The 15,111-nt window shown below is 66.8% G+C and carries 14 protein-coding genes and 1 riboswitch; of the genes, 7 read left to right on the top strand and 7 right to left on the bottom strand.

Annotated elements, in window-relative coordinates; all coding sequences use genetic code 11:
- Nucleotides 1-33: 33 nt before the first annotated feature.
- From C7T96_RS05205 to C7T96_RS05195, 3 genes are read left to right on the top strand one after another with little or no spacing between them, the layout of a single operon-like run.
- Nucleotides 34-585, top strand: a complete 552-nt coding sequence (locus C7T96_RS05205) for a Spy/CpxP family protein refolding chaperone (protein ID WP_106570131.1) — start codon at nt 34-36, stop codon at nt 583-585.
- 41 nt (nt 586-626) lie between these two features.
- Entirely contained in the window at nt 627-1,319 is a 693-nt protein-coding gene (locus C7T96_RS05200; RefSeq protein WP_106570130.1) for a response regulator transcription factor, read from the top strand.
- Nucleotides 1,320-1,349: 30 nt separating this feature from the next.
- A complete protein-coding gene (locus C7T96_RS05195) occupies nt 1,350-2,597 on the top strand; it encodes an ATP-binding protein (RefSeq protein WP_106570129.1) in 1,248 nt (415 codons plus the stop codon).
- Nucleotides 2,598-2,640: 43 nt separating this feature from the next.
- Here the strand turns inward: C7T96_RS05195 and C7T96_RS05190 are convergent, their stop codons facing one another.
- Nucleotides 2,641-4,431: an acyl-CoA dehydrogenase gene (locus C7T96_RS05190; protein ID WP_106570499.1), complete on the bottom strand. Its 1,791-nt coding sequence runs from the start codon at nt 4,429-4,431 to the stop codon at nt 2,641-2,643.
- A 146-nt stretch (nt 4,432-4,577) separates the two neighbouring features.
- Here C7T96_RS05190 and C7T96_RS05185 point away from each other — a divergent pair, with 146 nt between their 5' ends.
- A complete protein-coding gene (locus C7T96_RS05185; protein ID WP_106570128.1) occupies nt 4,578-5,447 on the top strand; it encodes an RNA polymerase factor sigma-32 in 870 nt (289 codons plus the stop codon).
- A 43-nt stretch (nt 5,448-5,490) separates the two neighbouring features.
- Here C7T96_RS05185 and C7T96_RS05180 read toward each other — a convergent pair whose 3' ends face one another.
- From C7T96_RS05180 to thiB, 4 genes are all read right to left on the bottom strand, one after another.
- Nucleotides 5,491-6,966, bottom strand: coding sequence for a M48 family metalloprotease (locus C7T96_RS05180; protein ID WP_245414067.1), 1,476 nt, complete (start codon nt 6,964-6,966; stop codon nt 5,491-5,493).
- Nucleotides 6,967-7,178: 212 nt separating this feature from the next.
- Nucleotides 7,179-7,919: a thiamine ABC transporter ATP-binding protein gene (thiQ, locus tag C7T96_RS05175; RefSeq protein ID WP_106570126.1), complete on the bottom strand. Its 741-nt coding sequence runs from the start codon at nt 7,917-7,919 to the stop codon at nt 7,179-7,181.
- Complete coding sequence (thiP, locus tag C7T96_RS05170; protein WP_106570498.1) at nt 7,916-9,517, bottom strand: thiamine/thiamine pyrophosphate ABC transporter permease; 1,602 nt, start codon at nt 9,515-9,517, stop codon at nt 7,916-7,918. Before thiP ends, thiQ begins: the two co-directional genes overlap by 4 nt.
- The gene (thiB, locus tag C7T96_RS05165; protein WP_238719803.1) at nt 9,517-10,488 is read right to left on the bottom strand and encodes a thiamine ABC transporter substrate binding subunit; all 972 of its coding nucleotides are present in this window, start codon (nt 10,486-10,488) and stop codon (nt 9,517-9,519) included. Before thiB ends, thiP begins: the two co-directional genes overlap by 1 nt.
- A 90-nt stretch (nt 10,489-10,578) precedes the next feature.
- Nucleotides 10,579-10,699, bottom strand: a riboswitch (TPP riboswitch).
- Nucleotides 10,700-10,831: 132 nt separating this feature from the next.
- On the opposite strand from thiB, the gene C7T96_RS05160 reads away from it, so the two are divergent.
- Genes C7T96_RS05160 through C7T96_RS05150 form a run of 3 tightly spaced genes read left to right on the top strand, consistent with a single transcriptional unit; the run spans nt 10,832 to nt 13,791 of the window.
- Entirely contained in the window at nt 10,832-11,479 is a 648-nt protein-coding gene (locus tag C7T96_RS05160; RefSeq protein ID WP_106570124.1) for a thiamine diphosphokinase, read from the top strand.
- A gap of 6 nt (nt 11,480-11,485) precedes the next feature.
- Complete coding sequence (locus tag C7T96_RS05155) at nt 11,486-13,315, top strand: ABC-F family ATP-binding cassette domain-containing protein (RefSeq protein ID WP_106570123.1); 1,830 nt, start codon at nt 11,486-11,488, stop codon at nt 13,313-13,315.
- Nucleotides 13,316-13,341: 26 nt separating this feature from the next.
- Nucleotides 13,342-13,791, top strand: a complete 450-nt coding sequence (locus C7T96_RS05150; protein WP_245414066.1) for a GNAT family N-acetyltransferase — start codon at nt 13,342-13,344, stop codon at nt 13,789-13,791.
- Here the strand turns inward: C7T96_RS05150 and C7T96_RS05145 are convergent.
- Both C7T96_RS05145 and C7T96_RS05140 read right to left on the bottom strand, forming a co-directional pair.
- The gene (locus C7T96_RS05145; protein ID WP_106570121.1) at nt 13,788-14,096 is read right to left on the bottom strand and encodes a DUF1244 domain-containing protein; all 309 of its coding nucleotides are present in this window, start codon (nt 14,094-14,096) and stop codon (nt 13,788-13,790) included. The genes C7T96_RS05150 and C7T96_RS05145 overlap by 4 nt on opposite strands.
- A 14-nt stretch (nt 14,097-14,110) precedes the next feature.
- Nucleotides 14,111-14,908 (bottom strand): N-formylglutamate amidohydrolase, encoded by a 798-nt coding sequence (locus tag C7T96_RS05140; RefSeq protein WP_106570120.1) that lies wholly within the window; start codon nt 14,906-14,908, stop codon nt 14,111-14,113.
- Nucleotides 14,909-15,111: the final 203 nt, after the last annotated feature.

The raw sequence follows: 15,111 nt of genomic DNA, 5'->3' as shown, positions 1-15,111 counted from the left end.
AGCGACGGTGCTGCCGAACAGAGGATCAAGACCATGCAGGACGACAAGCATCATTTCGACGATTCGATCAACACCGGGTCGTCGCGCTCGCGCGGCTGGATGCGCGGTGCGGTCGTGGGCGGGCTGGCCCTGGCGGCGATCGCCGGAACCGGCCTTGTGGCTGCGGCCGGCGGCGGCTTCGGGGGGGCAGACGCACATATGGGCGGCCAGTTCCTTAAGGCTCGCATGGGCGGCATGGGCGGTTTCATGATGGAGCGGCGGATGGGCCATATGCTGGACGAGATTGGCGCCACGGACGAGCAGCAGGACAAATTGTGGGAAATCATCGATGCCGCGCGCGCCGAAATGCGGCCGATGATCCGCGAATTCCGTGACACGCGCAAGGATATCGTCAATATCATCAGCGCACCGACCGTCGACCGCGAGGCGGCCGAAAAGCTGCGGGGCGAGCGGGTGCAGGCAATGGACGAGGTCTCGCGCAAGATGACGGAGGCGCTGCTCGACGCGGCCGAGGTGCTGACGCCGGAGCAGCGCGCCAAGCTCGCCGAGCATATCGGAAAGCGCGGCAGGCATCATCGCCGCTGACAAACGGCTTTCGGGCCGGTGGTCATGAAAGGAGGCTGGGCATGGCGGAACAGGTGCTGATCGTCGACGACGATACCCGCCTGTCCGCCATGCTGGCCGACTATCTGACGGGGAACGGATTTGCCGTGCGAAGCGCGGCGAGCGCGGCGGACGGGTTGTCGGAATTGCAGAAGCAGGCGCCGGACGCCGTCATTCTCGACATCATGCTGCCGGATATTGACGGGTTCGAGACCTGCCGGCGCATCCGCGCGGTCTCCGACGTTCCGGTGCTGATGTTGACGGCGAAGGGAGAAGAGACCGACCGCATCGTCGGGCTCGAACTCGGCGCGGACGATTATTTGCCGAAACCGTTCAACCCGCGCGAATTGCTCGCCCGGCTCAAGGCGATCCTGCGCCGGCGTCGCGGCACGGGCGGCGAGCGTGTGTTGCGCTTCGGGCGGCTGGAGATCGATCCGGGCTCGCGCGCGGCGCGGCTCGACGGGACCGAGTGCAGGCTGACCAGTCATCAGTTCGACCTTCTTCTGGCGCTGGCCAGGAATGCCGGACGGACCCTGTCGCGCGACCAGCTCATGGACATGACGCGCGGCGAGGAACTCGAGGCGTTCGACCGATCGATCGACGTGCATGTTTCGCGCATCCGCGCTGCGATCGAGACCGACCCGAAACATCCGCGGCGGCTGATCACGGTGCGTGGCGCGGGCTATGTGTTCGCGCGCTACCAGGACGATCTCTAGCTTTCTCCTTGTCTGGACCGGGACCGGCTCATGCGCGGCAGTCTTTTTCTCAAGATGTATCTGACTCTGCTGGCCAGTCTCGCCGTGGTCGCGCTCGTCGGCGCCGTTGTCGTGCGTATCGGCTTGGACGAGCGCGACACCGGCTGGCGCGCCCAGCGCGATCTGTTCGTGGCGGCGATCCTGCCGGCCGACGGCAGGCCGGCGGAAATCGCGGCGACCCTGACGCGCCTGTCCGAGACGTTCGACACCGATCTCACCCTGTTCGACCGGGACGGTCTTGTGCTGGCGCGCGCCGGCGCGCCGATCGATGCCGCTGTGCTGGGGCGTTCCGGGCGGCACGCGCGAAACGGCGGCGGGCATGTCTTCGTCATGCGGCTTCCCGACGGACGCGCGCTGGCCGCGCGCAGGGAGCGGCCGTTCGGGCCTCCCGGCCGCAATCCGATCGCCTATCTGGCGCTGATCGCCGGTGTTATCGGCCTGGCCGCCTATCCGGTGGTGCGGCAGTTGACGCGGCGCCTGGAACGGCTGCGGCGCGGGGTCGACGCCTGGGGCGAAGGCGCGCTGGTGACGCGCGTCGACGATCGCGGTCGCGACGAGGTGGCGGCGGTGGCGAAGAGCTTCAATCGGGCCGCAGCCCAGATCGAGCATCTGATTACCGCCCACCGCAGCCTGCTGGCCAATGCCAGTCACGAACTGCGCTCGCCGCTTGCCCGGCTGCGCATGGCGATCGACCTCTACGAGCGTGCGCCGGCGGAGGCGACCAAGCGGGAAATCGTCCGCAATCTGGCCGAGATCAACGAACTGGTCGACGAGATCCTGCTGGCAAGCCGGCTCGACCATCTCGAGCGACTCGACAATCCCCAGACGCTCGATCTCCTCGCGCTCGTTACGGAAGAGGGCGCGCGCCTGAAAATTCCGGTTAGCGGTATGCCGGCACAGATCACGGGCGATCCGCGGCTGATCACCCGGCTGGTGCGCAATCTGATGCAGAACGCGCTGCGCCACGGCGCCGAGCCGATGAGGGCCAACGTGGCGCTGACGCCCGATTTCGTCCGATTGAGCGTCGAGGACCGCGGCAAGGGCGTTCCCGAGGGTGAAAGCGAGCGGGTGTTCGAGCCGTTCTACCGGCCGGCCGGGCGCAGCGAGACGGCGGGCGGTTGGGGGCTCGGCTTGTCGCTGGTGCGCCAGATCGCCCATCACCATGGCGCAAGCGTCCGGCTCGAAACCCCGCAGGGCGGCGGCGCTCGGTTCGTTGTGGATTTCCCGCGCCGGGCATGACGCCGAGAGGGCTCAGGCAATTGCGGGCGTCCCGCCGGCCCGCTCAGAACCAGGCGGGTCGCATCGTCAGCGTCGCATCGTCGAGACTGTCGAGCAGTTCGCGCTTGACGCGCGCGACCGGCAGCTCATGCACGAAGAAATAGCGGCAGGCGGCGAGCTTGCCGTCGAGGAAGTCCGGATCGCCGTCGCCGTTCGCGCGTTGGCTTGCCGCGGTCATCGCCTGCCTCAACCACATCCAGGCGATCACGACATGGCCGAGCATGTCGAGATAGATCGTTGCGTTGGCGAGCCCAAGACGCGGGTTTTCCGCGACCGTTCGCGCAAGTGTGCCGGTGGTTGTGACCGTCTCGGAAAGATGGGTCGCGAGCGTTTCGGCGAAACCGGCGAGCCCATCCAGCCCGTGCGCGGCCTTGACGTCTTCCATAATGCGTTCGGCCAGCGTCCTGACGCCGGCACCGCCGGCTTGCGAAACCTTGCGGCCGAGCAGATCCATGCCCTGGATGCCGTGGGTGCCCTCATGGATCGGGTTGAGCCGATTGTCGCGATAAAGCCGCTCGACAGGATAGTCGCGGGTATAGCCATAGCCGCCCAGCACCTGGATGGCATGCTTGTTGGCCTCCAGGCAGTATTCGGACGGCCAGGATTTTACCAGCGGCGTCAACAGGTCGAGCAGCAGTTCGTCGTCGCGACGGGCCTGGCTGTCCTCGGCCACGCGGATACGGTCGACGAGGTCGGCGGCATAAAGCACCAGCGCGAGCGCCCCTTCGACGGCCGCTTTCTGGGCCAGAAGCAGGCGCTTGACGTCGGCGTGCTCGATGATGGCCACCGGCGGGCTCGCCGGATCCTTGCTGTCGGGATGGCGTCCCTGCGGGCGCTCGCGGGCGTAGGCGAGCGAGGCCCGGTATCCCGCCGCAGCCAAGGCCACCGCACCGAGGCCGACGCCGATGCGCGCCTCGTTCATCATCTGGAACATATAGGCGAGGCCGCGATGCGGCTCGCCGAGAAGTTGGCCGATCGCGGGCTCGTCTTCGCCGAAATGAAGCAGCGTGTTGGTGGTGCCGCGATACCCCATCTTGTGGTTCAAACCGGCCAAGACCACGCCGTTGCGCTCTCCGGGCGCGCCGTCGGGGCCGAGACGGTATTTGGGCACGATGAACAAGGATATGCCTTTAACGCCGGGCGGCGCGCCCTTGATGCGAGCCAGGACCATGTGGACGATATTGTCGGAGAGCTCGTGGTCGCCGCCCGAAATCCACATCTTGCGGCCGCTAATTCGGTACTCGCCGTCGCCCGCCGGCACAGCACTGGTGGTGATATCGCTGAGCGAGGAGCCGGCCTGCGGTTCGGACAGGCACATCGTGCCGAAGAAGCGGCCCTCGACCAGCGGGCGCAGGAACAGTTCCTTGTGCGTTGGGCTACCGAAACTGGCGACAAGATTGGCGGCGCCGGCGGTCAGGAAGGGATAGCCCGACGTGCCGACATTGGCCATCATGAACATGAACGCTGCCGCCTGCCGGACCGTTTCCGGCATCTGCATGCCGCCCCATTCGTTGTCGAAGGCGGCGCCGAAGAAGCCGGCCTCGCGATAATGCCGCAACGCTTCGCCGACGGCCTCGTCCATCACCACCTTGCCGTCGACAAAGGCGGGTTCGTTTTCGTCGAGCAGGGCCGCATGCGGCAGGAAATGGTCGAGGGCGATCCGCTCGGCCGTGTCGAGGACGCCGTCGATCGCGGCGGCGTCATAGTCGGCGAAACGCGGATATTCGGCAAGCCGCGCGGTGTCGAGCAGGTCGTGCAGTTGAAAGGCGAGATCGGCCCGGTCGATGGTGATCATGCAACGAATGCCGTCATTTTGCGTTTCGCCTTCAACCGATCGGCCCATCCCCACAAAGGAATGTCTCCGACGCACCGCGTTCGGCTGATCCAGACCGGTCGCCGAAGCGTAGAACGTGGTGCATGCCATCGCAAGCAGAGGGCCGCATGAGCAGACAGACCGCGAGTGACAGCATGATGCGGGCGGCGATGAAGGCGCCCTACCTCCAGCGCGACCAGGAACACGCCCTTACCGTGCGCTGGAAGGAACGGCAGGATCAAGAGGCTCTGCACCAGGTTGTCCTGGCGCATATGCGTCTGGCCGTCTCGATGGCCGCCAAGTTCCGCCGCTACGGCTTGCCGGTGAACGAACTCGTTCAGGAAGGCCATGTCGGGCTGCTCGAGGCGGCCGCACGGTTCGATCCCGAGCGCGGCGTGCGCTTTTCGACCTATGCCGCGTGGTGGATCCGCGCCTCGATCCAGGATTACATCCTGCGCAACTGGTCGATCGTGCGCGGCGGCACCAGTTCCTCGCAGAAAGCCCTTTTCTTCGGTCTCAGGCGATTGCGTGCCAAGCTCGCGCGGGCGCATCCGGGCGTGCCCGACGGGGTTCTGTTCGACCGGATCGCCAGCACGATCGGGGTTTCTGCGGCGGATGTCGCGCTGATGGACGCGCGGCTTTCGGCACCGGATCAGTCGCTCAACGCCCCGATTGGCGACCGGGAGGACGGGCCGGGCGCGGGACGCCAGGACCTTCTGGTTTCGGACGCGCCTTTGCAGGATCAGACGGTCGGCGGCATGATCGACGGCGAGCGCCGCAGCCGCTGGCTGCGCGAGGCGATGGAGGCTCTGGATCCGCGCGAGCGCGAGATCATCGAACGGCGCCGCCTGCGCGAGAGCGGCGCGACGCTGGAAAGCCTGGGCGACAGTCTCGGCGTATCCAAGGAGCGTGTGCGCCAGATCGAAAACCGGGCCCTGGCGAAGCTGAGAACCGTGCTGCTTGAGCGCCATCCGGATGCATCGCCGTTCGTGACCTAAGCGCGGCGGCGCGCGGTCTGCTCCGGGGCTGGTACGGCAGGGCTCAGCGATCGGTGACGATCTTGACCCGTTCGCCGGCCGAAACGCCGGCGCCGGGCGGCATGGCGTTCAACAGCCTGAACATTTCCAAGGCCCGACCTACGCCGCTCATGCGCGCGGCCAGCGTGCCCGCCGTTTCGCCGGGCTTGACCGTCACCACGCGCACGCGTAGCGGCTTGAGGTTGCGCCGTTCGGACTCACTGAGTATCCGGAAACTGCCGGCGACGGTGTTTGCCGTCGGCATGAGCGCGTTGCTTGCCTGCGGCGCGGCGGTCAGCAGTCGGTAGGCCTGGCCGCCGGCGCGGAACACGGCGATGTGGAACTGCCAGCCCTCGGCGCGCGCCAGCGCGGTCGCAGCCTGGCTACCATTGATTGTGGTCGTGCGAATGCTGTTGGGATCGAGGCCGGTAACCCAGCCCGATTGCAGATAGTCTTCCAGCGAAACATTGCGCTTGAGCGCGACGCCGTCGAAACGGATGGCGACGTCGCCGGGGCCGGCGGCGGTGACGGCGGTGGCCGAATTGTCGATCACGAATCCATCGGGAACGGCGAAGGCGATGCCGAGCCGCGGGTGCAGGAAATTGTTGCCGCGCACGAAGCCTTCTTCGGGCGTGTCGCCGAACAGCATGCCGTCGATCCCGTCGAGGAAGGAATCGCGATCGCGGCCGTCGGCGCCGGCCTGTGCGTGGCGCTGCGCATGGCCGCGTGCCAGGTCGATCCGCTGGGGCGCGTTGGGGTGCGAGGCGAGGAAGTCGAGGCTGGCGTCCGTGGCGCCGCTTATGCTGCGGAAATCGGCATAAGAGGCCATCGACTGCAGAAAGCGCGCGGCCGCGTAAGGGTCGTAACCGGCCTCCGCGATCATGCCGATGCCGATCTTGTCCGCCTCCAATTCCTGGTTGCGCGAAAATTGCGCCAGGCGCAGCTTGCCGCGCACCAGCGCGGCCTTGGCCACCTGGCTGCCGCCGAGTACGTCGCTGACCACCTTGGATGCCAGCAGTTCCTCGGCTTCCTTTTGCTGGCGCTGGAGGCCGTGATTGGCGGTGACGTGACCCATCTCGTGGGCGATGACGGCGGCCAGCTCGGCTGAATCATTGGCGAGCGCCAGCAGGCCACGGGTCACGTAAAGGAACCCTCCGGGCAGGGCGAAGGCATTGACGTTGGGCGAATTCAGGATGGTGATCTGGTAGGTCTGCTCGGGACTGTCGGACACCAGAGTGAGGCTGCCGACCACCTTGGCGACCATGCGCTCCAGCTTGGGATCGGAATATTCGCCGCCATAGGTTGCCAGGATGCGCGGATGCTGGGCGCGCGCCAGTTCGACCATGCGGTCGTTGCGCGTCACCGTGTCGACGGTCACCGGATTGGTGGACGGCACGAAGGCCTGTTCGCTTATGGCGCCGTCCAGGCTCTGGCACGCGCCAACCCACAGCGCGAGCGCAAGCACGCCGGCAAGGCGGCGCGCCACGCGGGCGGGAAACACCGATTCGTGCCCCGCAAGGGTTGGCTGGCTTGTCGTGGACAGAACGTTTCCTTTCCTGGCCTGGCGAGGTGCGGCGCGTCCGATCGCCACCTGTTTGGCCATGCGCCATGATGAACGATATCACGCACGCTTTTATTGCAACGCCATAAATGTGGCGTACAATTTTGGCGGCTTGCGGGCAACTTTCCGTTACCGGGGCCGAAATTCGCCGGCTATGACCGTGCGTCGCCGAGATATCGGCCCAGCGCGGCGCCGCCTTTCCGAGAAAACATGTGGTCCGTCGCTCCGGTTTCAACCACCTGTCCATTTTCGAGGAAGGCGAGGTGCGGTGCGATGGCACGCGCATCGTCGGGATTGTGGGTTACCATGACCACCGTCATGCCGGTTTTTTGCTGAAGATCGGCCACGATGGCCAGCATGTCCTGACGCAGGGCCGGCCCCAGCGACGCGAAGGGCTCGTCGAGCAGCAGCACCGGGCGATTGCGCACGAATACCCGGGCGAGCGCGACGCGCTGCCGTTCGCCGCCCGACAATTCGCGCGGCAGGCGCTTTTCCTTGCCGGCGAGGCCAACCAGGGCCAGGGCGGCGGCCACGTCGGCGCGGTCGGATGCGGTAAGGCGCAGATTGGGCGCGCGACCGAGTCCGACATTCGCGGCGACGTCGAGATGGGCGAACAGGTTGTTTTCCTGAAACACCATCGTGACCGGCCGCGCGGCCGGCGACAATGCCGTTACATCGCGGCCGCCGATCAGGATGCGGCCCGATCGCGGCGTCTCGAAGCCGGCAATCAGCGACAAAAGCGTCGATTTGCCCGATCCGCTGGGGCCCATCAGGGCCAAAACCTGCCCGGCGGGCACGGTCAGATCGAACATCATCTCGCTACCGCCGGGATAGGCGAACCCGACCCGGTCGAGAACGATGTCGGCGGACGGTCCGGTGGCGGAGCCGGTCATGACGAGGTCCTTCCGCGCTGGTCGGCCAGCAGCATCAGAGCAAAACACAAGACTGCCAGCACCAGCGCGAGGCCGGCCGCGTCGGCGGTGCGGTAACTGCCGAGCCGCGCGAACAGCAGATAGGGCAATGTCTGCACCTGGTCGCTGCCGAACAGCGCGATCACGCCGAGATCGCCGAGCGACAGGGCCATGGCGAAGGCGAAGGCGGTTAGAAAAGGACGCCTGAGCGCCGGCCAATCGATCAGCCGCAACCGGGTGAAGCCGGTGATGCCGAGACTGGCGCAGAGGCGGTCGTGGCGCTCGGCCGCCGCATCGTGGGCCGGGCGCAGCGCCCTGAGCGCAAACGGCATCGCCATCACCGCATTGACGGTGATCACCATGATCGGCGCAATGGCGAAGGCGTCGGCGAAATGGCGCAACAGGATGAACCAGCCCGCGCCCAGAACGATCGGCGGCACGACGAGCACCAGGCTGGCGCCTTGGTCCATGGCGCGTTCGGCGGGCGAGGCCGGCCGTGCCCCGCGCGCGCGCGCCAGCGCGTGGCGCGTCCTGACGAGCGCGTAGGTCAGCATCAGGCACAAGGTTGCCGCGCAGACCGCCAGGACGAGGCTGGTCGCGGCGGCGCGATGAACGGCGGCCTCGCCGGCCAGGCGCGGCAAGTCGGCCTGCAGCCCGGCGATCAGAACCGCCGCCAGCGGCGCGGCGACATAGGTGGCGGCGAGCGCGATCAGGCATAGATTGGCAAGGCGTTCGCCGGTTCCGGGCGCCGAAAAGCGCCGCGCCGACACGGAGGGATTGGCCTCGGCGGTCAGGTCCGCGCCGAGGCGAAAAAGCAAATAGAGGGCAAATCCGGTCAGGACGAGTTGCAACGCGGTCAGGACCAGCGCGCGCGCGGGATCGAAATCGAAGCGCAGCGCCTGGTAGATCGCCACTTCGAGCGTGGTCGCGGCCGGCCCGCCGCCGAGCACGAGGACGATCGTGAAGGAGGTGACGCACAGCATGAAGACGATGCCGGCGACGCCGCCGAGGCTGGCACGGATCGCCGGCCATTCGACGAAGCGGAACCGGGCGCGGGCGTTCATGCCGAGCTGGCTGGCCAGGCGCCACTGATCGGCCGGCACGGTGTCGAGCGCCTGCAACAGGAAACGTGTGGCGAGCGGCAGGTTGAAGAAGGTGTGGGCGACCAGGATCCCGGCCAGGCCGTAGATGCCCGGCCAGCGGCCGCCGCCCAGCGCGGCATACAGATCGGCGATCAGGCCCGACCGGCCGAGCAGCGCGAGAATGCCGAGAGCGGCGACCAGTGGCGGCAGGGCGAGCGGCAGTGCAAACAGCCGCAGCACCAGCGCCCGCCCGGGAAAGGTCGGATGACTCGCCAGCGCACGCGCCACGAAGATCGCCGGCACGACCGACAATACGGTCGACACCATGGCTTGCCACAGCGTGAAGCGCACGATGCGCAGCAGATAGGCATCGGGCGCGGCGAGCAGCGCCTGCGGCGCACGCATGGCTTCCAAAAGCAGGCCGGCGCCCGCACCCGCCACGAGCAGCGCGATGCAGGCGAGCGCGGCGAAGCCGGCCCGCGGAGGGCCGGCGCTCATCAGCGGCTCATGACGGCCAGCCACTCATCGACCCACGCGTCGCGGTTTTCGGCGACCTCCTCGGGGCTGAACAGCAGGCTTTCTTGCGGCTGAACCAGCTTGTCGAAGGCCGGATCGAGCGGTTTATCGGTTTTTCCGGCCGGAAACATCCAGTTGGTCTCCGGGATCACATCCTGGAAGGCCGGCCCGGTCATGAAGGAAAGAAACGCGCGCGCGAGCGGGTTTTCGGCCCCCTTCTGGGTCAGGCCGGCGATCTCGATCTGCAGATAATGGCCTTCCGCGAACGCCGCCGCCCGGTAGCGGTCGGTGTCCTCGGCGATCATGTGATAGGCGGGCGAGGTCGTGTAGGACAATACCATCGGCGCTTCGCCGCTGGTGAACAAGCCATAGGCCTCGCTCCAGCCCGGCGTCACGGTCAGAACGCGCTCGGCAAGTTTTTCCCAGGCGGCGGCGGCGTCCTCGCCATAGACCGATTTCACCCATAACAGCAGGCCGAGGCCAGGCGTGGAGGTACGCGGGTCCTGGATGACGATCTTGTCCTCGCTGTCGCCCTCGACCAGGGCCTTTAGGCTGGCGGGCGGATCCTGGATCGCTTCGCCGTCGTAGACGACGGCGAAGTAACCGTAATCATACGGCACGAAAAACTCGTCGTCCCAGCCGCCGGGAACCGAGACGTCGCCGGTGTCGATCCCGTGCGGGGCGAACAGGCCGGTCTGCTTGGCGTCGACGACGAGATTGGTGTCGAGGCCGAGCACGATGTCGGCCTTGCCGGCATCGCCTTCCAGGCGCAGTCGGTTGAGAAGCGCAACGCCATCGGCGACCGAGACGAATTCGAGATCGCAGGCGCATTCAGCCTCGAAAGCCTTTTCCACCAACGGGCCGGGACCCCATTCGGCGGTGAAGCTGTCATAAGTGTAGACGGTGACCTTGTCCTTGGCGTCTTGTGCGGCCGCCGGCTGCACGAGCAGCATGGCCGCCAGGCCGGTCGTTAAAATCGTCGTTGGTCCCCGTGCGCGCATGAGCGGCTCCTCTCGTTCGTGTTGAAAGGGAAATCAGGCGCTTTGCAAGGAGCGTCTAATCCCTCCGCCGGTACAAACCGGATCAGGTTCGGCGGGTTGGCCGGGACGGACCCGAATGCCTCTCAGCCGCGGCAAAGCTGCCGTGGCACCCCGTTAGAGCACCGGTTTCATAGGACGTCGCGCGGGCCCATGCAAGCCGGTCGACGACACCGTGCCGTCGAATGTGGCCTGGCGAACGACCTGGCCGGCCCGGGTGGGCTTCCTCTCGGCACCGGTCCTTGATACTGGGCTCGGCATGAGCAGATTTGCCATTCTTCTCGGCGGCGACGTGGTGCGCACGCCGCGCCTCGACGCCATGCTCGCCGGCACGCGGGTAATCGCGGCCGATTCCGGCATGCGCCACGCGGCCTCGCTCGGGATCGCGCCGGAATTGTGGGTCGGCGATTTCGATTCGGTCTCGCAATCCGAGATCGCCCGCCACGGCGCGGTCGCGCGCGAGGTCTTTCCGCCGGACAAGGACCAGACCGACGGCGAACTCGCCATCGACGCGGCCTTGGCCAGGGGGGCGAGCGGGCTCGTTCTGGTGGGCGCGTTCGGCGGTCCGCGCGCCGACCACGCCTTTTTGCATATGTCTGTGGCGATCAGACTGGCCGAACGCGGTGTGGCGACCATGCTTTCAAGCGGCGTGGAGGAGGGCCATCCGCTCCTGGCCGGGACGGAGGCAGGATACGACTATGCGCCGGGCACGCTGTTCAGCATTCTTGCCTTTTCGGCACTGTCGGGCCTGAGCGTCAAGGGCGCGAAATGGCCGCTCGACAATGTCGAGATCGCTTTCGGATCCTCGCTCACCCTGTCGAACGAAGTGGCCGGTCCGCTGCACCTTTCCCTCGAGACGGGCCGCGCCGTGCTGCTTGCCCATCCGCAACCGAAAAAGGCGGGCTGACCGACCATGGCTCCACCGCTTCTGCGCCTCGACGCCATCCGGCTCACCTTCGGCGGCACGCCGCTGCTCGATGAGGTAACGCTTTCGGTCGCGCCGGGCGAAAAGATCGCTCTTGTCGGGCGCAACGGTTCGGGCAAGTCGACCTTGCTGAAGATCGCGGCCGGGCTGGTCGAACCGCAGGATGGCGAGGTGTTTCGTCACCCCGCCGTGACGGTTCGCTATCTGCCGCAGGCGCCGGATTTCGAAGGGTTTTCCACTGTCGAGGACTATGTCGAGGCTGGGCTCGGCCCGGCGGACGATCCGTATCGCGCGGCTTATCTGATCGAAAGCCTGGGGCTCGAGGCCGGCGCGGATCCGCAGCTGCTTTCGGGCGGCGAGGCGCGCCGGGCCGCGCTTGCCCGGGTTCTCGCGCCCGCACCGGACATCCTGCTGCTCGACGAGCCGACCAACCATCTTGACCTTTCGACGATCGAATGGCTGGAGGACGAGCTTTCGCGTACCGCCTCCGCCGTGGTGGTGATCTCGCACGACCGGCGGTTCCTGGAGACCGTGACACGCGCGACGGTGTGGCTCGACCGTGGCGTGGCGCGGCGTCTCGACAAGGGGTTCGCCCATTTCGAGGCCTGGCGCGACACGCTTCTGGAGGAAGAGGAGCGCGAACAGCACAAACTCGGCCGCCAGATCGCGCGCGAGGAGCACTGGCTGCGCTATGGGGTGACCGCGCGGCGCAAGCGCAATGTGCGCCGTCTCGGCGAATTGACCACGCTGCGCGAGCGGTTTCGCAATCATCGCGGCGCGGAGGGCGCGGCGAAACTGGTGGCAAGCGACGCGACGGACTCGGGCAAGCTCGTCATCGAGGCCAAGGCGATCGCCAAACGCTTCGACGGTCCGCCGGTGGTCGACAATTTCTCGATCCGTATCCAGCGCGGCGACCGGGTCGGTCTTGTCGGCCCGAACGGAGCCGGCAAGACCACGCTTTTGAAAATGCTTATCGGCGCGCTTGAGCCGGACAGCGGCACGGTTCGGCTCGGCGTGAACCTTGAGATCGCCACGCTCGACCAGCGGCGAGACGCACTCGACCCTGACGAGACCCTGGCGCATTTCCTGACCGATGGCCGCGGCGAGACGGTCTCCGTCAATGGCGAGGAACGCCACGTCGTCTCCTATATGAAGGATTTCCTGTTCAAGCCGGAGCAGGCGCGTACGCCGGTACGGGAATTGTCGGGCGGCGAGAAGGCGCGGCTGATCCTGGCCCGGCTTCTGGCGCGGCCGGCCAATCTTCTGGTGCTCGACGAGCCCACCAATGATCTCGACATGGAAACGCTCGACCTGTTGCAGGAACTCGTCGCCGGCTTTTCCGGCACGGTGATCCTGGTCTCCCACGATCGCGACTTCCTCGACCGCACGGTGACCAGCACGATCGCCCCGGAGGGAGGCGGCCGTTGGGTCGACTATGCCGGAGGCTATAGCGACATGCTTGCCCAGCGCGGCAGCGCGCGCTTTGCGCTTGGCGGCGGCGACAAGAAAGGCGGGGCCAAGCCGGACGGCGCCCTGTCGTCATCGGCCGCGCGACCGCAACCGGCCAGACAGCCGGCCCGGAAACTGTCCTACAAGCAAAAATTCGCGCTCGAGACCTTGCCGGGCAAGATCGATCAGGCTGAAGGCGAGATCGAAAAACTGGAAGTCCGGCTCGCCGATCCGGAGTTTTACGTGCGCGATCCGGAAGGATTTGCGAAGATTGCCGCAAAGCTCGACGATAAGAAGATGGAACTGGCCGCCATGGAGGAGGAATGGCTGGAACTGGAGATGCTGCGCGAGACGGTCGAGCAAGGGTAGGGCCGGTGCGCGGGACGGCCTCTGCCGTGACATTGCGGCCGCCGCGACCGGGCGAAGCCGGCTTGCTGACGGCCGTGTGCCTGCAATCCAAGGCCCATTGGGGTTATGACCGGGCGTTCATGGAGGCCTGCCGCGAGGAACTCACGTTGACGGAGCCCGAACTCGACCGGGCCCGGCTGCAGGTTGCCCTGCGCGACGGCGCGATCGTCGGCGTTGCCGAGATCGCGCTTGCCGATGACGAGGCGGATCTGGAAAAACTGTTTGTCGCTCCCGAGGCGATGGGCTGCGGTGTGGGAGGCATGCTGTTCACATGGGCGGTGGCGGCGTGCCGGCAAGGCGGCGCCCGGCGCATGATCATCGAGGCCGACCCCGATGCGGTGGCCTTTTACCGCAAATACGGCGCGCGGGACGATGGCCAGTCGCCCTCCGGCTCTATCCCCGGCCGGTTCCTGCCGCGCCTGGTGCTCGATCTCTAATCGTGCCGCGGATGGCTTTTCTCGAAAGCGGCCTTCTGGTCGGCTGAGGCCTCGGTCTGGTGCCTTGCGCGCCATTCCTCGTAGGGCATGCCGTAGACGATCTCGCGTGCGTCCTCCTTCGACAGCGTGACGCCTTCGGCCTCGGCCGCGTCGCGGTACCAGTTGGACAGGCAGTTGCGGCAAAAGCCGGCCAGGTTCATCAGGTCGATATTCTGTACGTCGGGCCGCGCCCGCAGATGATCGCGCAAGGCGCGGAATGCGGCAGCCTCGAAGTCGCGCTGCTGTTCTGGCGTCAATTTCGTCATGCGATCGCTCCCTGTCAGACCGGGCCGGTTCGCGAACCGAACTGCTCCACCCGATGCATATCGTCCCGGCGGTCGACCGCGTCAAGGATCGGTGCCAGCCGCTGGGCCCAGCGCGTTGCGCCGGCTTCGGTCGCGATCAGGTCCTGGCGCAGCTCGATCAATAGATGCGGGTAGCCGTTGACGGTGGCATGGCGGAACATCGTGTCGCCGCGCAACGCGCCGTCATAGGGTTCGTTGTCGCCCACCACGAGGTCGGGATCTGCGCGCAGCGCCTCCAGCACCGGCTTCACCGCGCGGTCGTCGCTGTCCCACAGAATGCCGACATGCCAGGGCCGGCGCCGACCCTGCATGGCGGGGGTGAAGGAGTGGATCGAAACGATGAAGGGCGCGCGCCGGCTCGCCGCGGCGACCGAGGCGGTCATGGCCGCGACGGCGTCGTGGTAGGGACGGTAGAACCGGTCGAGCCGGCGCTCGCGTTCATGTGCGGTGATCGGATAGTTGCCGCTTACGACCGTGCCGTCATAGAGCTGGCGAATCAGTGTCGGGTCGTCCTCGCCGCGATTGGGGTCGATCAGCAGCCGCGAGAAGCCGGCCAGAACGGCCGGAGCGCCGATCAGGGCGGCAAGGCGCCGCACCACCCATTCCACGCCGATATCGTAGGCGATGTGGCGGTCGAACTCGGCGGCCGGAATACCGAGATCGCCGTATTCGTCAGGCACGGCGTTGCGGGCATGGTCGCCGATCAGGACGATACCGCGCTCGCGGGCGCCGTCCACGATCTCGACGGGTGAAAAGAGGGCGGTGCGGGTCATAAGCGTAGCAAACCGAAAAGCGGGAACCTGTCCGATTGACCGAATGGAAGAGGCGGTGCATGTCCTTTCACGACCGATGGCGGATGGCAATGCCGTTGTTTCGACACTGTTGTGGCAGATGCCAAAGGCGATCGTGCCGCCACGGGTCGGGCAATGGCGGCGAGGCCGCGTTGACACGGGCCTGCAGTTTTCCGAAAAGGAGG

Source organism: Nitratireductor sp. StC3 (assembly GCF_003015025.1).
GTDB classification, from domain to species: Bacteria; Pseudomonadota; Alphaproteobacteria; order Rhizobiales; family Rhizobiaceae; genus Mangrovimarina; species Mangrovimarina alexandrii.
The sequence above is the reverse complement of the archived record's forward strand: the minus strand, read 5'-3'. Positions and strand labels throughout refer to the sequence as shown.